The following is a 21,005-nucleotide window of genomic DNA, read 5'->3' as shown; positions in this document are numbered from 1 at the left end:
TTATGCAAAGCTGGATAGATCTGTTTATAAACCAGTTTAAGGCAACTACCTGGCTGGAGTGGGCGGCTGTTATTTTAGGTGTGGCCGAAGTGCTGCTGGCAAAAGCAAATAAAGTGTGGCTATACCCAACGGGTATAGCCGCTACTTTAATATCTATATACCTGCTGCTTAATTTTGGCCTTTACGCAGAGTGTCTATTAAATGGTTATTATGTTGTGATGAGCTTTTATGGCTGGTATTACTGGATAAAAAAGAAAAATGAACCGCCTGTAAAAGTTACCTATGCCAGTCGGCAGGAATGGATAATTACTTTATTGATCGTATTTGCAGGCTGGGGTATTTTATATTTTATACTTGTTAAATTCACCCCATCTACAGTGCCGGTTTGGGATGCATGGGTATCATCAACAGCGTGGGCGGGTATGTGGCTGTTAGCACGGCGAAAAATTGAGAACTGGGTATTACTAAATGTAAGCAACCTGTTCGCTATACCGCTGTTATATCATAAAAACCTGGCTATGTTTGCGGTGCTTACGCTGATACTATTTATTGTGGCCATATTTGGTTATTATGACTGGAGGCGAATAATCAGGAAGGAGGCCATAAATGCCAAATAGTTTAAATCATCCGTCAACATTATTAAAACCCGAATGGGTTGAGCTTATCCGCCGGCACGCGCCCGAGGCCGAAACGCTGGGCAAGCTACACCCTGAGCAACTGGAGCTGGTTTACGATCAGCAATGGTTTAACCTGCTCTCGCCCAAAGAATATGGCGGGTTGGGAACACCACTACCAGACCTTATAAAAATGGAAGAGGCTTTGGCCTGGGCCGATGGCAGCCTGGGTTGGGTGGTAACTTTGTGTTGCGGCGCAGGCTGGTTCGGCGGCTTCATAGACCCCGGCATAGCACAACAAATTTACAGAGATAAACAAGCCTGCCTTGCGGGGAGCGGAGCGCCTACCGGCACAGCCACCATTATCGGCGATGGTTACATCATTAACGGCAGCTGGAAATACGCCAGCGGTGTGCACCACGCCACGTACATTACCGTAAATTGTAATATTATAGATGGTGATAGGCCTGTATTGGACGCAAAAGGTGGTCAGTTGATATTACCCTTTGTTTTAGATAGGGCAGATGTACGGCTTATTTCCGGGTGGAAATACATTGGAATGATAGCCACCGGCAGCGATGCATATGCTGTAGATAATTTATACGTAGATAAAAATCGCTGTTTTGAAATTGATCCCGCTGCCGCAATAGTAGACTCGCAACTTTATACCTACCCATTTATGCAATTGGCCGAGGCCACCCTGGCCGCCAACATATCCGGCCTGGCGGTACATTTTATAGACCTTTGTAAGCCCGCTTTCGATTTTAAAGCGACTAACATTCGCCGGGTTAATGCCGTGAATGTATTAGTGATGAATGAAGCCCTGCAATCGGCAACCGCCCTGCTCAACCAGGCACGCGAATCTTTTTTTGAAGCGGTCGAGGCATCGTGGAACAATCCGAAAAGTGAGGCGTTATTAAAGGCAGTGAGTAATTCCAGCCGCATGCTGGCTAAAATAGCCCGCGAAACGGTTGATGAATTATTCCCGTATTGTGGCTTGCTGGCAGCATCGCCCGATACAGAGATTAACCGGGTTTGGCGAGACCTGCATACCGCGAGCCAACATAGTTTGCTTACATTTTTAGATTAAGTTTAGCTTGGTTTAATTATAAGGTAACGCAAATATCACATTGGATATAAATACCAATTATGATATTTGCCGTTTAACGTCCACATCCAATGAAGATAAAAGTACTGCTTACCCTTACGTTTGCAACCGCTGTATTTAGTTTATCGGCACAAACAAAAAAAGCCGTTTCCACCGTTTCAACAACCTTACCCCGCCCGAAACTGGTGGTAGGTTTAGTGGTAGACCAGATGCGCTGGGATTACCTGTACCGTTATTACGATCGTTACCAAACAGGTGGCTTTAAACGGATGCTTAACGAAGGCTTTACTTGTGAAAATACTCTTATACCCTATATCCCCACTGTAACCGCAATTGGGCATTCCTCTATCTATACAGGTTCGGTGCCTGCTATACATGGTATTGCTGGAAACGATTTCATTATTCAGGCAACGGGTAAAACCATGTATTGTACCGATGACAGTACGGTAACCTCAGTTGGCAGCGATTCAAGGGCTGGTAAAATGTCGCCACGCAATTTGCTGGTGAGTACGGTAACAGATGAGTTAAGGCTGGCTACAAACTTCCGTTCAAAAGTTATTGGCATAGCACTAAAAGACAGGGGCGGGATATTACCGGCAGGCCATGCGGCTAACGCGGCTTACTGGTTTGATGATGCTAATGGCGCCTGGATAAGCAGTACGTATTATATGACCGAACTGCCTGCCTGGGTTAAAAACTACAATGCGACAAAGCCAGCAGAACAATATTTGAAAAAAGATTGGAATACGCTTTACCCTATAAATACCTATGTACAAAGCGCGCCTGATAACAGTCCGCGTTACGAGGGTAAATTTAGCGGTGCTGAAGCCCCAACCTTCCCTATAAAAACATCGGAGTTATATAAAGGTAAAGCAGGTATGATCCGCTCTACCCCATACGGAAACAGCATGACGCTTGACCTGGCAAAGGCCGCGGTTGAAAACGAGAAATTAGGCGCGGGTCCGGTTACCGATTTCCTGGCCGTAAGCCTTTCCTCAACAGACTATGTAGGGCACCAGTTTGGGCCCAACTCGGTAGAGGCCGAAGACACCTACCTGCGTTTAGATAAAGACCTGGCCGCATTCTTTACATACTTAGATAGTAAACTGGGCAAAGGTAATTATACCGTTTTCCTGAGTGCCGATCATGGGGCCGCGCACAACCCCAATTTCCTGATCGACCATAACATCCCCGCAGGTGTTTGGAGCAGCAGCAGCCTGCGCACGCGTATAAACAAAATGCTTGAAGATAAGTATAAGGTTAAAGACCTGGTTACAAGCTTCGATAACTATCAGCTAAGCTTTAACAACGCCGCCATTAAAAAAGAAAACCTGAATAATGACGCGCTGAAATTTGATTGCATCCAGTTTTTACAGCAGGAACCTCAAATTGCCTATGCTGTAGATATGCAGCGCGTGCAGCTGGCCACCATACCTGATGAATTGCGTGTACGTATTCAAAACGGGTACAATGCCGAACGCAGCGGCGTTATCCAGATAGTATTAAAACCGGGATGGTTTAGCGGGGGGCAAACAGGCACTACCCACGGCACCTGGAACCCATACGACGCGCATATCCCGCTGGTATTTATGGGTTGGGGTATTAAACATGGCAGCCTAACCCGCGAAACCCATATGACAGATATTGCCCCAACCGTATCGCAGCTATTACATATTCAGGCACCCAACGGCAACGTAGGTACCGCCATTGGCGAGGTGTTGAAATAAGGAAAAAAGGGATAGAGACTGGAGATTAAAGATTAGGATAACGCTAATTAAATTTCGCCCTCTTTCCGCGCAACGAAGAGAGGGTCGACCAGCGTAGCGATGTCGGGGTGAGTAAAAAAGCTCGCTGAGCATAAACACAGGCAGTGTGAGCTTGTCGAAGATTATCATAGCGACTAATGGTCCGACAAGCTTATCATGACAACTGCATGTGTATGAAATTTTGTATAAATGTTGGTGGCGCAATCATGTCAATAAATTTCTCATAATGAATTGATTTTTAGTGTTTTGTAAAATAAATCCTAGTTGTGCGAACGTGAACGTGAACATAAGTCGTCGTTTTTTAACTACCGGCCGTTTGTTATTAAATTAAATAAATGAAAAAATACATCTCCAAATTCCATTACCTTACGCAGGATCTGCCCAACCGCAGCCATGCCGAGCAGGTACAAATTGCCTGCGAGGCGGGTGCTAATTGGGTGCAATACCGTTGCATGAGTAAGAGCGATGAGGAGATGATAGCTGAATTGCACCACATAGCCTCCATCTGCGATGATTGGGGTGCTACACTGATCCTTGCCAACCATTATCATCTGCTTGATAAAGTTGACGCGCAAGGTGTGCACATCGAAGATTTAAATGCCGATCTGGCCGCCATCCGCGAAGCGATAACCGATGAGAAAACATTAGGCGCGTCGGCCACCAATATAGATGGGTTATTAGCGCTTCAAAACAGTGCAGTGGTCGATTATTGCGGCTACGGCCCTTTTGCCCATACCACTACTAAAGCAAACGATAAACCATTATTAGGCTACGAAGGCTATCGACAGTTGGAACGCCAGCTGATAGAGATCCCGGTAATTGCCGTTGGCGGCGTGCAATTAAACGATGTGGAGCTGTTAATGCAAACCGGTGTATATGGCATTGCGGTATCATCGGCAGTTAACCTCTCGCCTGATCCGGGCGGAATGGTGAAAGAAATTTACCGGAAGATCTATTAGCGGCAATGTAACAATGCGCTCGTATGAATGATAATATAAGCTAAACTGCTAACTTGCGGCAGCTAAGCTATTGTCATGAAAAAACTTTACTCTTTATTACTAATATTTGCTTCAACTGGTGCAATTGCCCAAACTCTTTGTCCGTTAACCGTAGAAAAAATTATGCGCGACCCAAAATGGATGGGCGTATCGCCCGGTAACATCCGCTGGAGCGACGACAGTAAAAAGATCTACTTTAACTGGAACCCCGATAAGACCGAGCGCGACGAGCTTTTTTTTATCACTCCAAACAACACCAAACCACACAAGGTAACTGCTACCGAGCGCCGCGACATAGTACCAGAGAATGGCAAGTGGAATAAAGCCCGCACCCTTAAAACTTATGAAGAAGATGGCGACATTTATTTATGGCAGGCAGGCAGCGGCAAAACGGTACCGCTAACCCGCACTGCAGGCCGTGAAAGCAACCCAACCTTTACAGGCGACGAAAGGAGCGTTGTTTACACGTATGATAATAACCTTTACCAAATTAAGCTAAGTAAAGGCGAACTTACCCAGCTAACCAACTTTGTAAAATCCGCCACCGGCGAAAAGAAATCCGCTAAAGACACCGAGCAGGCACGCTGGCTAAAAAAGCAACAATTAGATTTGTTCGAAATTGTTAAAGTGAACGAGAAAGACCGTAAGCTGGATTCGGCAGAGCGGGCGCTGGATAAACCTGTTAAATTAAAAGAAATTGCATTTGGCGATAAGCGCCTGAACGGCGTGCAGCTTAGCCCGGATGGCAGGTACATAACATACCGTTTGATACAAGCGGCAGATGGCGCGCGGGCTGGCATTGTGCCAAATTATGTAACCTCATCGGGCTATACCGAAGATATTCCTAACCGTACCAAGGTAGGGGCTCCGCAGTTGACATCCGAAAGTTTTATTTTTGACACACAGCGGGATAGTGTTTACGCCATGGTTACCAAAGATATCCCGGGTATAAAAGATATCCCGGCATTTTACAGCGAGTATCCAAAAGAATTAGAAAAGCTAAGAAAAGCAAATGCAGACCGCAAGGTGGATATAGCCGCTCCATATTGGAGCCCCGATGGTAAATACGCGGTAGTAAATGTAGAGTCGCAGGATAATAAGGACCGCTGGTTAATGAAGCTGGATGCTTCTACAGGAAAACTAACCCTGCTTGACCGCCAGCATGATGATGCTTGGATTGGTGGCCCAGGTACCGGTGGCTTTTTTGCCGATGGCAGCCTGGGATGGGCGGACAATACTCATTTTTATTTTCAAAGCGAGGCCAGCGGCTACTCGCACATATACATGGCCGATGTGTTAAGCGGCGAAAAAAAGCAACTTACCAGTGGCAAATGGGAAGTGCAAACCCTTCACCTTTCAAACGATAAAAAGACATTCTATTTTACCGGCAATATAGAGCATCCGGGCATTACACATTTTTACCGTATCCCTGTAACAGGGGGCACACTTGTTAAAATAACCTCTATGAAGGGGGGTAACGAGATCGACCTGTCACCCGATGAAAAATGGCTCGCTATCCGTTATTCATACTCCAATAAGCCCTGGGAATTATTTGTACAGCCCAACAAACCCGGCGCTAAGGCTGTACAGGTAACAAATTCTGTAACGCCCGAATTTAAGTCATATCCGTGGAGGGAGCCTAAGGTGATCAGCTTCAAAAACAGATATGGCAAAGATATCTACGCTCGTTTGTATCAACCCAAAAACCCTGATCCGGCAAAGCCGGCGGTGGTATTTGTGCATGGGGCGGGCTATCTGCAAAACGTGCATTACTGGTGGAGCAGCTACTTCCGCGAATATATGTTCAACAACATGCTGGTTGATAATGGCTATACCGTTTTGGATATAGATTATACCGCCAGCTCGGGCTACGGGCGCGATATCCGTACCGGCATTTACCGCCACATGGGTGGTGCCGATTTGACCGACCAGGTTGACGGGGTGAAATTACTGGTTGAAAAATATGGCGTTAACCTAAAACATGTTGGGTTATACGGTGGCTCATACGGTGGGTTTATAACGCTGATGGCTATGTTTACCCAGCAGGACATATTTGCATCCGGCGCGGCCCTGCGTTCGGTTACCGATTGGGCGCATTACAACCACGGTTACACCTCAAACATCTTAAACGAACCCTTTAATGATGAAAAGGCCTACCGCCAAAGCTCGCCCATTTACTTTGCCGACGGTTTAAAAGGCCGCCTGCTGATGCTGCACGGTATGGTAGATCAGAATGTGAACTTTCAGGATATTGTAAGGCTAAGCCAACGGTTGATAGAGTTGCATAAAGAGAACTGGGAGCTGGCCCCTTATCCGGTAGAAGACCATGGTTTTGTGCAGCCAAGCAGCTGGACAGATGAGTACAAACGCATCTTTAAGCTTTTTGAGGAAACCTTGAAAAAGTAAGTGTAAAGATTTCCTAATACTATAGAAGAAGAGACCAAAACAAATTGCAGTTTTTTGCTGTTTTCGTTTCAATTAATTCGCTTTTTTTCTGATCCATGGCTATATCATCTACCAACACAAATCTTGCAGATAAAGCAATTGCATCAAATGAGGAGCGTTTTCGCGCGCTGGTAACGGCTACATCAGATATGGTTTATAGCATGAGCCCCGATTGGAACGAATTAAGGGAGCTTGATGGCCGGGGCGTATTAAAGGATGCGCGGGAGCCAATAAAAGATTGGATAGGGCAATACATCTATCCCGGCGACCAGGCAAAAGTAAGGGCCGCGGTTGAAGAGGCTATAAAACACAAAAAGATTTTCCAGTTAGAACTGCGGGTGATGCAGGCCGATGGCTCAATTGGCTGGGCTTTTTCACGCGCCGTACCTATTTTAAACGCTGAAGGCGAAATTTTAGAATGGTTTGGCGCGGCAAGTGATATTACCGAACGTAAACGTGCCGAAGGGGCCGTTGACGAAGCAAAAGAACAATCAGAACAGCAACGCCGGGTTTATGAAACCATTACCGGCAGCACGCCCGATCTGATGTATGTATTTGGTTTAGATTATAGGTTCACTTATGCCAACGCCGCCTTGCTGAATATGTGGGGCAAAACTTGGGATACTGCCGTTGGCAAAAGCCTGCTCGAGAATGGTTACGAACCGTGGCATGCCGAAATGCATGAGCGCGAGATAGACCATATAAAAAAAACTAAAGAGCAGGTACGGGGCGAGGTGTCATTCCCGCATGCAACCCTTGGCAGGCGTATATACGATTATATTTTGAATCCGGTACTAAACGAATACGGCGAGGTAGAAGCTGTTGCCGGTACCACACGTGATATTACGGATATACGAAACGCCGAAACAGCCATATTTGAAAGTGAGGCCCGCTTCCGCACCATGGCAGAAAGTACCGAAGTAATGATAGCCGTAAGCGATGAACATGGCAAGGCTACTTATTTTAATGAAGCCTGGACAGAGTTAACCGGCCTTAGCGCCGCGGAATTACAAAAAAGAGGGTGGGTGGATCTTATACATCCAGAGGATAGAGAACATATAATAAGTGCCGGCGATACAGCATTGAAGGCTAAAAAACAATTGCACCTGGAGTTTCGCATGCCCGATAAAAAGGGCGCATACAGGTGGTTGCTTACGCGTGGTAACCCACGTTTCCGAACGGATGGTACTTTTGCGGGCTACATCAGCTCTACCATCGATATTACCGAAGTTAAAGAGAACGAGCAGCGTAAAAACGACTTTATAAGCATGGTAAGCCATGAGCTAAAAACGCCGCTTACATCAGCCATTAGCTATGTGCAGGTATCTCAAAAAAAAGCATTAAAGTACCAAGACCAGGCTACTGCCGGTATGCTGGAACGCGCAGTTAAGCAGCTGGGTAAAATGACCAAAATGATCAACGGCTTCCTGAACCTTTCTCGGCTCGAATCGGGTAAGATCCATATAGATCGCCAGCGGTTTGATATGGCTTTGCTGTTGCAAGAAGTAGAAGATGAGGCTGTGGCGTCTATCTTAAGTCATCATTTAACCTTTGATACCGGTTGCACGCTTTCTGTAAACGCCGACCGCGACAAAATAAGTCAGGTGATGAACAACCTGATAAGCAACGCTGTAAAATATTCGCATCCCGGTACCAATATTCATATACAATGCGTTCAGGAAAATAGTTTAGCCAAGGTAAGTGTATCTGACGAAGGCATCGGTATCAGCGAAGAAGACCTTCCACGGCTGTTTGAGCGTTACTACCGTGTTGGCGGCAACGAAAACAAGCATATATCAGGTTTCGGGATTGGCTTGTATCTTTGTTCCGAGATCATTAAAGGCCACGGTGGCGGGATATGGGCAGAGAGTAACGCCGGAAAAGGCAGCACGTTTTACTTTACTTTGCCGCTGGCTTAGGGCATGAAAAAACTATCCATCCTTATTTTACTTTTTATTGCTGCCTGCACACAGCCAAAACACCCGGCGCAAGTGCAAATAGCCTTAATAAACCAGGGGAGGTCTATTCAATTTAAAGGATTAGATAACGTGCTCATGCAGGATATAGCCCGCGATAGCGATAAGAACGTTTGGCAAAACCTGGTGCCTGTTTTTCGCATGCCGGCAGATACAGATCTCAAGAATTACCAGCCTGTGCAACCCGGCCAATATGTACTTAAAGATAGCGCATTGGTTTTTACGCCCGATACCCCTTTTGTAAAAGGGCAAACTTACTTCGTAAGAAACTTTCGCCTTGGCGAAGGCGCTACATTGGCAGATTACGTTAAGGGGCGCTCCCAACCCGGGAAAGTGCATTTTATCGATTTGATTTTTAAGCAATAAGCTTGCTTTAACCAAAAAAACTTACTATATTTGCATTTGAATAAAGAAGAGGGGGCATTTGTCCCCTCTTTTATTTTATCAATCAAATTATCAACCGCCATGTATCTATCAGGGTTATGCGGTAAAAACATACGATAATGAATATTGAAAAAAGAACAACTGAACTGGTAGAAGAAAAGATTGCCGATATGCCAAACCTGTTTTTGGTAGATGTTAAAATGCACAGCAACGGCAAGCTGATTGTACTGGTTGATGGGGATAATGGGATAGGGATTGCCGATTGTGTTGCCATTAGCAGGCATGTAGGTTTCCACCTGGAAGAGGAAAACGTGATAGACACACCCTACAACCTGGAAGTATCATCGCCGGGGATAGACACGCCGCTCACGTTAAAGAGGCAATATGCTAAAAACATAGGCCGCACGTTGGCTATAAAGATGGATGATGGCGCAAAACGCGAGGGCATACTAAAAGAAGCCGGCGACGAGCAAATTATAATTGACGAAGTAATAAAGGAAAAAGGGAAAAAAGCTGTAACTGTTGAAAGCACTATCCCGACAGATAAAATAACAGAAACAAAAGTTTTAATATCATTCAAGTAGAAGATGAGCAATATTAATTTAATTGATTCTTTTCAGGAATTTAAAGATTTCAAGAACATTGACCGCCCAACCATGATGAGCGTTCTGGAAGACGTTTTCAGAAGCATGATCAGGAAAAAATATGGCACAGATGAAAATTGTGACGTTATCGTTAATACGGATAATGGTGACTTAGAGATCTGGCGTACACGTGTTGTTGTTGAGGATGAGTTTAGTGAAGACGATGATCTGGAGATAGAACTGGCCGAGGCAAAAAAGATAGACCCGGATCTGGAAATAGGTGACGATTACGTAGAACTGATCACATTAGAAAGCTTTGGCCGCAGGGCAATACTTGCTGCCCGCCAAACCCTGGTATCTAAAATTTTAGAACTGGAGAAAGACGAGATCTTTAAAAAATACAAAGACCGAGTTGGCGAAATTGTTACCGGCGAGGTTTACCAGGTTTGGAAAAAAGAAACTTTGGTGCTGGATGATGAAGGCAACGAGCTTTTATTACCAAAAACCGAACAGATCCCTGCAGATTACTTTAAAAAAGGCGATAGCGTTAGGGCGATAATCAGCAAGGTTGATATGATGAATAGCAACCCTAAAATTATTATTTCGCGTACCGCGCCGGAGTTTTTGCAGCGCTTGTTCGAGATGGAGGTTCCGGAGATCTTCGACGGGTTGATCACCATCAAGAAAATTGTACGCGAGCCTGGCGAAAGGGCAAAGGTTGCTGTTGAGTCTTACGACGACCGTATTGACCCGGTTGGTGCTTGTGTTGGTATGAAGGGTTCTCGTATCCATGGTATCGTTCGCGAGTTGAAGAACGAGAATATCGATGTGATAAACTTTACCAATAATATCCAGTTATACATACAGCGTGCGCTATCTCCTGCCAAGATAACTTCTATTAAATTAGATGATGAGAAAAAAACGGCAGCAGTTTACTTAAAGCCCGATCAGGTATCGTTAGCTATTGGCCGCGGTGGCCATAATATAAAACTGGCAGGTAAATTGACAGGTTACGAAATTGATGTTTACCGCGAGGCTGATGAGCACGATGAGGATGTGGACATTGAAGAGTTCTCTGACGAGATCGATAGCTGGATCTTAGACGAATTTAAACGCATTGGGCTCGATACCGCTAAATCTGTATTGGCACTATCTGTGGGTGAATTGGTTAAGCGTACCGACCTTGAAGAGGAAACAATAAAAGACGTTTTATCAGTTCTGCAGGCAGAATTTGAATAAACAACAGAACACGAATAAAAAATCGTATTTTTGCGATAATTAGAGAGAAAATTTAATAAATGTCAGAAGACAAATCCATAAAATTAATAAAAGCAGTAAAAGAACTGAACATTGGTATGGGTACCATTGTCGATTTTTTAGCTACCAAAGGCTATAAGGTTGAGAAGCAACCTATGGCTAAGCTGGATAACGATATGTACACAACCCTGTTAAAGGAATTTGCTGTAGATAAAATTATTAAGGAGGAGGCCAAGCAGATCAAGATAGGCAACATCCGCAAGGAAGAAGGCATTCAAACGCCCGAAAAACCTGCTGAGCAGCCGCGTCGTTCCCGAGATTTCGAGAACGAAGAGATCCTGATCAAAAACACCGGCCATTTTACTTCGCCGCCGGCTGAAAAGCCAAAACCTGCCGAGCCTGCACAGGGCAAACCGGAGGAACGCAGCAACGAAGGATTACCGGGTGTAAAGGTGATTGGTAAAATAGACCTTAATAACCTTAATGCTAAACCACCGGTTGAACAAAAGTCCGCACCGGTTGAGGCACCAAAAGCGCCCGAGCCGGTTGCAGAAAAACCTGCGCCAGTGGTAGAAGCACCCAAAGCAGCCGAACCGGTTGCAGAGAAACCAGCGTCGGTTGAAGCGCCAAAAGCGCCTGAGCCTGCCGCAGAAACACCTGCTCCTGCTGTTGAAGCGCCAAAAGCAACCGAGCCTGTTGCAGAAAAGCCTGCACCCGTTGCTGCGGAAGCACCTGTTGCAGATGCAGCCCCTGAAGCAGCTACGCCCGCAGAGGGCGAAGGTGACGATGTTATACGCGCCAGCGCAGAACGCCTTAGCGGGCCAAAAATTATTGGGAAGATACAACTCCCTGTTAACCAGCCTAAACGCGGCGGCCCTGTTGCATCTTCATCAAGCGCGGCAGGTAACTCGGCAGATCAAAAACGCAAACGTAAGCGTAAAGATCAGCAAGGTGGTAGCGGTACAGGGCAGCAAGCCCCGCCAAGCGGCACCATTAATCCAAACCGTCCAGATTTCAGGAACCGTCCGCCGGGCGCACCTGGTGGTGGCGGTAATCGCCCCGATTTTAGAGGAGGAAGACCAGCCCCAGGCGGAGGCCCTAAAGAAGAACCTACAGAAAAGGATATACAAGACCAGATCAAGGCTACACTTGCACGCTTAAGCGGCGCGGGTAAGTCGGGTAAGTTTGCGCAACGTGCTAAATTCCGTCGTCAAAAACGTGATGACGTTGCCGCAACTGCCGAAGAACTGGCAATGGAGCAGGACGCGATGTCTAAAGTTATTAAAGTTACCGAGTTTGTTACGGCAAACGAGCTGGCTTTGATGATGGACGTATCGGTAACACAAATCATCTCGACTTGTATGAGCCTGGGTATGTTTGTGTCTATCAACCAGCGTTTGGATGCCGAAACCCTAAGCATTGTTGCCGATGAGTTTGGCTACCAGGTAGAGTTTGTGAAACCACAGGATGAAGAAGCAAACCTTGACCAGCCTGATGATCCTGCCGATCTTGTTCCTCGTGCGCCAATTGTGACCATAATGGGCCACGTTGACCACGGTAAAACATCATTACTGGATTTTATCCGCAAAACAAACGTAATTGGCGGCGAGGCCGGAGGTATTACCCAGCACATTGGCGCTTACGAAGTTACCTTGCCGGATAATAAAGGAAAAATCACCTTCCTGGATACACCGGGCCACGAGGCGTTTACCGCCATGCGTGCAAGGGGTGCACAGGTAACAGATATTGTTATCATCGTAATTGCTGCTGATGACAGCGTGATGCCGCAAACACGCGAGGCCATAAACCACGCGCAGGCTGCAGGTGCTCCTATCATCTTTGCATTCAATAAAATTGACAGGCCGGGTGCTAATGCCGATAAGGTACGTGAGCAACTATCTGCCATGAATATTTTGGTTGAAGAATGGGGCGGTAAATACCAAACTCAAGAGATCTCGGCTAAAACAGGTTTAAATGTGGACCTGTTGTTAGAGAAGGTGTTGCTTGAGGCCGAATTACTTGAGCTTAAAGCTAACCCTAACAAACGTGCTGTGGGTACAGTAATAGAAGCAGCCTTAGATAAAGGCCGCGGTATTGTTACCACTATATTGGTACAGGCAGGCCGCTTAAAAGTTGGCGACCCGATACTGGCAGGTTGTTACAGCGGGCGTGTTAAAGCCTTAACTAACGAGCGCGGCCAAAGGGTTGAGTCTGCAGGGCCATCTACACCCGTACAGGTGTTGGGTATGCAGGGCGCACCTACAGCGGGCGATAAATTTAATGCGTTAGACAGCGAGCCCGAAGCACGCGAAATTGCAAACAAACGTTTGCAGTTACAACGCGAGCAAGGTTTACGTACCCAAAAACATATTACACTTGACGAGATTGGCCGCCGTTTGGCAGTTGGTAACTTTAAGGAACTTAATATTATTGTTAAGGGTGACGTGGATGGTTCTATCGAAGCGTTATCAGATTCGTTATTGAAACTATCTACCGAACAGATCCAGGTGAACATCATCTCGAAAGCAGTTGGTCAGATCTCCGAATCAGACGTATTGCTGGCTTCTGCATCAGATGCTATCATCATCGGTTTCCAGGTACGTCCGTCGGGCAGTGCTCGTAAACTTGCTGAAGCAGAGCAGATCGATATCAGGTTATACTCAATCATCTACGATGCTATCAACGAGATAAAAGCGGCGATGGAAGGCATGCTTGCACCAACGTTTGAAGAGAAAATTGTGGCTAACGTAGAGATACGCGAGACCTTCAAGATCAGCAAAGTTGGTACCATTGCAGGTTGTATGGTGTTAGATGGTAAAATTACCCGTAACAGCAAGATCCGTATCATACGTGATGGTGTGGTGATCCATACAGGCGAACTGGCCTCACTAAAACGCTTTAAAGATGATGTCAAAGAAGTTGGTACAAACTACGAGTGTGGTTTGAACATCGCCAACTACAACAACATTGAAGTAGGCGACATTGTTGAAGCATACGAAAACGTTGAAGTAAAACGTAAATTAGCTTAACAGCTAATATTTGATATTGAAAAGGACGGCTATCAGCTGTCCTTTTTTGTTTACCCCCGTCATCCTGAAACAAGTTCGGCATGACGGATAGCTAAAACCCCCTCTTCCTCGTTACCCCCGGTTTCCTGCTCTTAGCTGATGGCTTATCAGCATCCTCATCGGCGCCATAGCGGCGGGCCATTTTGGCGATGCGCTCTTCCATGGTTTCGGTTGTGAGGCGTTCGCGGCCAAGGCTGTCTACCAATATCGGGAAGGCGAATGGCGTTGGCCGTTCAATAACTTTTAGTACGATGCTTTGCGTTTGGATACGCTGCAATGCTGCCCGTAACCGAAATTCCTCTAACTGAAAAGCCAATGCCTCGTTATAGGCTTGCCTCACCAAAAGGTTATCGGGTTCGTACTCATTAAACACCTCGAACAATAACGACGTAGAAGCCTGCAAATGCTTGTTTTTAACTTGCTGACCCGGATACCCTGTAAATACCAACCCACCAATGTGCGCTATGTCGCGGAAACGGCGGCGGGCCATTTCATTTGAATTTAAGCTGTTTTGAATATCGTCTATCAGGTTATTGATAGAGAAGAAATCGGCGTCTTCCAAAGCTTCTTCGATAGGGATATCCTCGTCGGCCAATAGCTCAAAGCCATAATCGTTCATGGCGATGGAAAAGCTGGCAGGTTTTATCTTTGAGATACGGTAGGCCAGTAAGCTTGCCATACCTTCATGCACCAGGCGGCCCTCAAAAGGATAGAATAATAAGTGGTGACCCTCGCGCGATTTAAAAGACTCTATCAAAAACTCGTGGCTTTGCGGCAAGTGCGATAGATTGGCCTGCAACTCAAACAACGGTTTAAGGGCTTTTACTTCTATATCGGTTTCTATACCGTGAGCAACCTCGTCCAGTTTGTCGCGAAATACGGCAGATAATTGTGACGATAGTGGCATACGCCCACCCGCCCAGCTTGGTATCAGCCCTTTAGTTTTGGTTGATTTTTTAACATAAGCGGTCATTTCTTTAACCTTTACAAATTCGAGGCTGCGGCCTGCAAACCAAAAAGTATCTCCGGGCTTTAGTTTTGATATAAACCCCTCTTCTAAAGTGCCCAGGCTGCCGCCACTTAACCATTTTACGCGGATGCTTAATTCGCTGGTTATGGTGCCGATGCTTAAACGGTGGCGCATAGCTACACGGCGACTGTTTACTTTAAATAGTCCGTTCTCTATCTCCACCTTTAAAAATTCATCATATTGTGCAAGCGTTTTACCACCGTTGGTTATAAATTCTAAAAGCTGGTTAAATTCGTCACGGCGCATATCTGCAAAGGCAAAGGTGCTTTTTATCTCATTGTACAGATCATCGGCCCTAAACCCGTCAGACACAGCCAGCGTTACCATATATTGGATAAGCACATCAAAAGTAAGCAGCATAGGGTCTCGGCTTTCGAACACTCCTTTTTTAATAGCGCTTTTTAAGGCCGCGCCTTCCAGCAATTCCAAAGAGTGCGTAGGTACAAAGTATGCTTTTGAAATTGCACCCGGGTGGTGTCCGCTCCTTCCGGCGCGTTGCATAAACCGGGCAACACCTTTAGGGCTGCCTACTTGTACCACGGTGTCTACAGGCCTGAAATCTACACCTAAATCAAGACTGGAAGTACAAACTACAACCTTTAAAGCTTCGGCATGCAGGGCTTGTTCCACCCAGTTACGTAACTCGTTATCCAATGAGCCGTGGTGCATGGCCATAATGCCGGCATATTCGGGGTAATTATCTATAATGGCATGGTACCAGATCTCGCTTTGCGACCGTGTATTGGTAAAAATTAATGTTGTTTTACTTTTAGCAACTATATCCATCACCTGCGGCAACAACTTTACTCCGATGTGGCCAGCCCAACTATAGTTTTCGATATTTTCCGGAATGACCGATTCTATCACCAGCCGCTTATCTATATTGGCCCGCACCATTTTAATTTGCCCGGGCGGGAAGTCGTTCCCTAATAAAACCTCGGCGGCTTGTTCAAGGTTGCCGATAGTTGCCGAGATTCCCCAGATTCTAAGTGTTGAGTCTTGAGTTTGAAGTCTTAAGTCGTTTTCTTCACTTTCGACTTTCGACTCGAGGCTTAGGGCTTTTAATCTGCTCAGCCCCAACTCCACCTGTACTCCCCGTTTGGTGCCGAGGAGTTCGTGCCATTCGTCGCATACCATCACCTGCAGGCCCTTAAAAACTTTATCGTATTCCTTTTGGGCCAGCATCAGGTGCAGGCTTTCGGGGGTAGTGAGGAGCACTTCGGGCAGTTTGCGTTTTAAAGCCGCCTTTTCGGCTGCGGATGTATCACCTGTGCGGGTCATGATGCGCCAGGGCAGGCCAATATCGTCACATACTTCCTGCATCGCTTTGCGGATATCGTTGGTGAGCGCGCGCAAGGGCGTTATCCAAAGCATCAGTAAGCCGTTATTCTTTTGCGTGGTGTAGGTATCGGGATATTTATTAATGTAGTCGGCTAAAAAAGGCAGGAACAAGGCAAAAGTTTTACCGCTGCCGGTGGGCGCATTAAGCAAGCCTGAGAAGCCCGACAAGTAAGCCGATTCCATTTCTTTTTGAAACGGGAACTGCTTCCAATTTTTTTGTTTATACCACTCCTGTATTACCTTTTGCCCTTTGGATACCATTGTTTTTGCCAACAAAACCTGCATTTGCAGGTTTATATATCAACTGTAAATTAAACAAATTGTTACAACCATGAACATTCCAAAATATTTAATTGTGCCGATACTTGCAGTAGCAGTAACAGCGTGCAGGCAAAACACAGCGCCTAAATCTACAGATACAATTGACAAAGCTGATACGGTTGCAAACACTAAAGCAGCCGATACCACAACCGTTGATATGCCCGGCGATAAACCTGTACCACTGGCGCAACTGATAGTGCCCGGCATTAGTATAGGCCAGACAGCTATTAACGAAAGCAGCGAGAACGTACATAAAAAGCTAGGATCACCGGATGGCGGCGACGCGGCTATGGGTAAAAGCATATCAATATGGTACGCTAATCACGACAGCACAGGCTACGTAACCCAAATGTATTTTTCGCGCGGGCAGGGAGACGACGAGGTGAAACGGGTTAAACAGATCAGGGTTACATCACCATCGTTTAAATTAAGCGGCAAAGTTTACACGGGTACCCCTTTTAATAACATTAAACAAACCTATCAATTAAAAAAGACAGCGATATTTACAGATAAAGGTAAAGAGCTTACCCTATATGATGATGTAAAAGCAGGCCTTGCATTCGATGTTGATAGCAAAGGCATCATTTCAGGTATAACTGTACATGAGCCGGGCCGTGAGGCGGCATCTACTTATTTACCTTTTTTCTCAACCTTAAAACAACTTAAATAAGAAGAGCCCCATTAATTTTAACGGGGCTCTTTTGTTATTGATGCAGATAACTTAATTTATTTTTTCTCAGGCATCAAAATAACTTTAGCCAGGTTGGCATTATTTAAATATTTATTGGCCGTTTCCTTTGTGCTTTGTACGGTAACATTCTCCAGGTTTTTAACATGGCTAAGAATGTCATCCGGGTTTTGGTCGTTTTGTACCGCTCCGGCAAGGTAGCCGGCCCACGATACATTCTGTTTAAGCTGTACCTGAGTTGAACGCGCCTCTTCTGCTGCAAATTTTTCAATATCTGCCGGTAGCGCGCCGGTTTGCTTAATCTTGCTGATCTCGTCAAGCGTAGCGGCTACCAGTTTATCAACGTTTGCTGCCGCGCAGGTAAACGCAATGGTTACCGTATAACGGCCTTCCGGGTTTTTAGTATAGCTTGCCCTGATGCCCGGCGCGTATATACCGCTTTCCTGCTCGCGTAAACGCTCCACCAGTTTAATGTTCAGTATTTCTTCAAGCGCGTCTAACTGCATGTTATTGGCTTCGTTAAATACATAAGGGCCGCTGTATATCATTTGTACACTGGCTTTATCATCAATACCCTTATAAACTGTTTTGGTGATCTGCCCCGGCGCAGGGTACATTTTAAGGTTCCTAAAGGTTTCCTTTTTATTTGTTGACGGCAAGCCGCCAAGGTAAGTGGCAAGGAATGGCTTAATAAGCTCTACATTAAAATTACCAACTACAACAAAGGTAAAGCCGCTTGCATCAGCAAACCTATCTTTATAAAATTTGAATGATTTATCCTGGTCGGCAGTGTTTAAACGGTCTAAGGTAGTGGCCCCAAAACGGAAGTTGTTGTTGCTTAACACAGCCGAAAGCGTATCCTGGAAAACACTCTGTGGATCGAGACCCCTATTGGCCAGCAGGGCTTTGGTTTGCAGCATGGTGCCTTTCCAAATATCGGCGTCCATACGCGGTTGGGTAAAGTACAGGTAAATAAGTTGCAGGGCGGTTATAAAATCGCGCGGAGATGAGCTGCCCCTGATGCCCTGGGTTAATTCGCTGATGTATGGCGATACGTTAACATCTTTGCCGGCAAGCATCTTATCTAACTGGCCCTGGTTAAATTCAGAAATGCCGCTGCTTCCCACAATTGAACCTGCAAAGCTTGCAGAAGTATAATCGGCGTCGCTCGCTAAAGAGGTACCCCCAAAGCTCGACCCGTTTATAAGGATCTGGTCGTTCTTAAACTCGGTTGGTTTTAATATGGCCTTAAGCCCGTTCTCAAACGTTAAGGTTGTTATACCAATGGCATCATCTTTTACCTCGGATACTATTTTAGAGCCCTGCGGCTCCTTCTCCATCAACGGTTTGCTGGTAACATTATCTACATAAGCTGTAATACCGTTACCTGCGGTACTTATCCAGTTAAGGATAGTTTTTTCATTTGGCAGTTTGTCTTTATCCTTATCCGGCCCTTCCACAATTATCACACGGTTCTGGTCGCTTATGAATTGCCCTGCAAGGGCATTCATTTCGGCAAGAGAAATTTTACTGATATTACTTACATAAAAGTTATATTCAAAATCGATACCCGGCATTGCTTCGCCCGTTAAGAAGTTTTGAGTGTACTCTCTTACATAATTAACAGAGTTGGTTTTGTTTCTTTCATAGAAAGCATTTTGGATGCCTACCAGGGCCTGTTGTTTGGCGCGCTCCAGCTCTGTTAATGTAAAGCCAAATTTGCGCGCGCGTTCGGTTTCGGCAACGGCGGCCTTAACAGCGGTTTCCAGTCCATCGGGTTTTGATACCACAATAGATGAGAATGCATCTTGTTTGCCAATTAGCGGGGCATAGCTTGTGCGCGCGTAAAGGAATGGCGGCTCGGGCTTTTGCTGTAATTCGCCAAGCCTTTGGTTTAGCATATAATTAAACAAAGATATGCGCATGCTTTGCATGTAACCGGTAGTGGTGCGTATAACGTTATGCGGGTGCTTAACTATTATTTGTGCAAGGGTGTAGGGGAATTCCTTATCAGTAACAACCTTTACAACCGTACCGGGCGTAGGTGCAACGTTATAATCAGGGCGTGGTTTTTTTACTGCCGGATTTTTTAAGCCCGAGAAGTTGGCTTTAATAAGCGCCTCAACCCTTTTAACATCAAAATCGCCAACAACAATTACCGCTTGCAGATCGGGCCTGTACCAATCGCTGTAGAAACTTTTGATAGTTGCGGCATCAAAGTTTTTAAGGACGGTTTCCTGGCCAATTGGCAAACGTGTCGCGTACCTGGAGTTATTTAACAGCACCGGCAGTGTTTGCAGGCTTAAACGCTCTTGCGCGTTCTTGCCCCGCAGGCGTGCTTCTTCCAAAACAACACCACGCTCTTTTTCTATTTCTGCCTGGTCAAAACTCACGTATCCTGCCCAGTTAGCTAATATTTTAAAACCATTTTCAAATACAGTGGCGCTATCTGTAGGCAGCGGCAACTGGTAAACGGTTTCGTCAAAAGAAGTGTAAGCGTTTAGATCGGCCCCAAACTTAACCCCCGATTTTTGCAAATAGTTAACCAATGCGTTCTTCGGGAAATCGCGCGTGCCGTTAAATGCCATGTGCTCGGTAAAGTGGGCGAGGCCTTGCTGGGCATCGGTTTCTAAAACAGAACCCGCCTTGTTAACCAGGTATAGTTCGGCGCGCTTTTGTGGCTGTTCGTTATGGCGAATGTAATAGGTTAAACCGTTGGGCAGTTTACCAATTATAACATCTTTATCAACCGGTAATACATTTGGTGGTGCAACAGCTGCCGCTGTTGGCTTGTTGCGCGGAGATGGGGTTGGCTTGCGTTTTACCTGCGCGTTTACGCTGCCCGATGCGATAAGTAAAGCCAGCGCGGCTACAGATAAAGTTCTGTTAATGTTCATGATTTAAATTAAAAGGAATATTTTACTAAGATGCTAAACGAATATCTTAGTTACAAATTGTTTACGGTGTTTTAAATGCTTCCTGCATCATTTGCTGTAGCTCGGCCTGGTGGCTTTGCACGGCCTGCTGACCAAGTAATGCCGATTTTTGAAAGATGGCCGGTTGTTTCTGATTGATCTTGATGCCCAGTGGCGAGCGGTAAAAAACGGCAAGGTCTTTTAACTCTTTTTCGCTGAATTCTTGCGCGTAGATGGCCGCCATCTGATCTTTCATCAGATCCCAGTTCATGTATTTGCCCATAAAGGCGTTCATGACCTCTATAAATTTTGGCTTTTTATCTGCAGGGATGTTGGCACTTGCCTGAGCGATCATGGCTGTCATATTTTCTTTTAATTGAGTCCCTGCACCTGCGGCTAAAAGTACATCTTCGGCAGCTTTTAAGTGCGATGGGGTAATTGCCGGTGTTTGCGCTTTAACCGCGCCGCATATTATTAATGCGATGAATAAGAATTTGTATTTCATGGATT

14 protein-coding genes are annotated in these 21,005 nt (G+C 45.8%); 11 read left to right on the top strand and 3 right to left on the bottom strand.

The window, feature by feature from the left end; all coding sequences use genetic code 11:
• Positions 1-2 precede the first annotated feature (2 nt).
• The 10 genes from pnuC to infB all read left to right on the top strand — a co-directional run bounded on the left by pnuC (position 3) and on the right by infB (position 14,161).
• Positions 3-617 (top strand): nicotinamide riboside transporter PnuC, encoded by a 615-nt coding sequence (gene pnuC / locus ACFQZI_RS15980; RefSeq protein WP_377144197.1) that lies wholly within the window; start codon positions 3-5, stop codon positions 615-617.
• A complete protein-coding gene (locus tag ACFQZI_RS15975) occupies positions 607-1,704 on the top strand; it encodes an acyl-CoA dehydrogenase (protein WP_377144195.1) in 1,098 nt (365 codons plus the stop codon). Before pnuC ends, ACFQZI_RS15975 begins: the two co-directional genes overlap by 11 nt.
• An 89-nt stretch (positions 1,705-1,793) precedes the next feature.
• Positions 1,794-3,449, top strand: coding sequence for an alkaline phosphatase PafA (gene pafA, locus ACFQZI_RS15970; protein WP_377144193.1), 1,656 nt, complete (start codon positions 1,794-1,796; stop codon positions 3,447-3,449).
• 374 nt (positions 3,450-3,823) lie between these two features.
• The gene (locus ACFQZI_RS15965; RefSeq protein WP_377144191.1) at positions 3,824-4,447 is read left to right on the top strand and encodes a thiamine phosphate synthase; all 624 of its coding nucleotides are present in this window, start codon (positions 3,824-3,826) and stop codon (positions 4,445-4,447) included.
• A 75-nt stretch (positions 4,448-4,522) separates the two neighbouring features.
• A complete protein-coding gene (locus tag ACFQZI_RS15960) occupies positions 4,523-6,892 on the top strand; it encodes a prolyl oligopeptidase family serine peptidase (RefSeq protein ID WP_377144189.1) in 2,370 nt (789 codons plus the stop codon).
• Positions 6,893-6,987: 95 nt separating this feature from the next.
• Positions 6,988-8,850 carry a PAS domain-containing sensor histidine kinase gene (locus ACFQZI_RS15955; RefSeq protein ID WP_377144187.1) on the top strand — a complete coding sequence of 621 codons (1,863 nt, stop codon included), beginning with the start codon at positions 6,988-6,990 and terminating at the stop codon, positions 8,848-8,850.
• A 3-nt stretch (positions 8,851-8,853) separates the two neighbouring features.
• A complete protein-coding gene (locus tag ACFQZI_RS15950) occupies positions 8,854-9,273 on the top strand; it encodes a hypothetical protein (RefSeq protein WP_377144185.1) in 420 nt (139 codons plus the stop codon).
• Between the two features lie 137 nt (positions 9,274-9,410).
• On the top strand, positions 9,411-9,875 hold the full coding sequence (gene rimP, locus ACFQZI_RS15945; protein WP_377144183.1) for a ribosome assembly cofactor RimP: 465 nt from the start codon (positions 9,411-9,413) through the stop codon (positions 9,873-9,875).
• 3 nt (positions 9,876-9,878) lie between these two features.
• Positions 9,879-11,114 (top strand): transcription termination factor NusA, encoded by a 1,236-nt coding sequence (gene nusA, locus ACFQZI_RS15940; RefSeq protein WP_377144181.1) that lies wholly within the window; start codon positions 9,879-9,881, stop codon positions 11,112-11,114.
• A 59-nt stretch (positions 11,115-11,173) separates the two neighbouring features.
• Complete coding sequence (infB, locus tag ACFQZI_RS15935; protein WP_377144178.1) at positions 11,174-14,161, top strand: translation initiation factor IF-2; 2,988 nt, start codon at positions 11,174-11,176, stop codon at positions 14,159-14,161.
• A 91-nt stretch (positions 14,162-14,252) separates the two neighbouring features.
• On the opposite strand, the gene ACFQZI_RS15930 is transcribed toward infB, so the two are convergent.
• Positions 14,253-16,856 carry a ligase-associated DNA damage response DEXH box helicase gene (locus ACFQZI_RS15930; protein WP_377144176.1) on the bottom strand — a complete coding sequence of 868 codons (2,604 nt, stop codon included), beginning with the start codon at positions 16,854-16,856 and terminating at the stop codon, positions 14,253-14,255.
• A 46-nt stretch (positions 16,857-16,902) separates the two neighbouring features.
• Between ACFQZI_RS15930 and ACFQZI_RS15925 the strand changes: the two genes are divergently transcribed.
• Positions 16,903-17,562 (top strand): hypothetical protein, encoded by a 660-nt coding sequence (locus ACFQZI_RS15925; RefSeq protein ID WP_377144174.1) that lies wholly within the window; start codon positions 16,903-16,905, stop codon positions 17,560-17,562.
• Positions 17,563-17,618: 56 nt separating this feature from the next.
• Here the strand turns inward: ACFQZI_RS15925 and ACFQZI_RS15920 are convergent, their stop codons facing one another.
• Positions 17,619-20,477 (bottom strand): M16 family metallopeptidase, encoded by a 2,859-nt coding sequence (locus ACFQZI_RS15920; RefSeq protein WP_377144172.1) that lies wholly within the window; start codon positions 20,475-20,477, stop codon positions 17,619-17,621.
• Positions 20,478-20,538: 61 nt separating this feature from the next.
• Positions 20,539-21,000: a DUF2059 domain-containing protein gene (locus ACFQZI_RS15915; RefSeq protein WP_377144170.1), complete on the bottom strand. Its 462-nt coding sequence runs from the start codon at positions 20,998-21,000 to the stop codon at positions 20,539-20,541.
• Positions 21,001-21,005: the final 5 nt, after the last annotated feature.

Source organism: Mucilaginibacter lutimaris, from assembly GCF_042676625.1.
Lineage (GTDB): Bacteria > Bacteroidota > Bacteroidia > Sphingobacteriales > Sphingobacteriaceae > Mucilaginibacter > Mucilaginibacter lutimaris.
The sequence above is the reverse complement of the archived record's forward strand: the minus strand, read 5'-3'. Positions and strand labels throughout refer to the sequence as shown.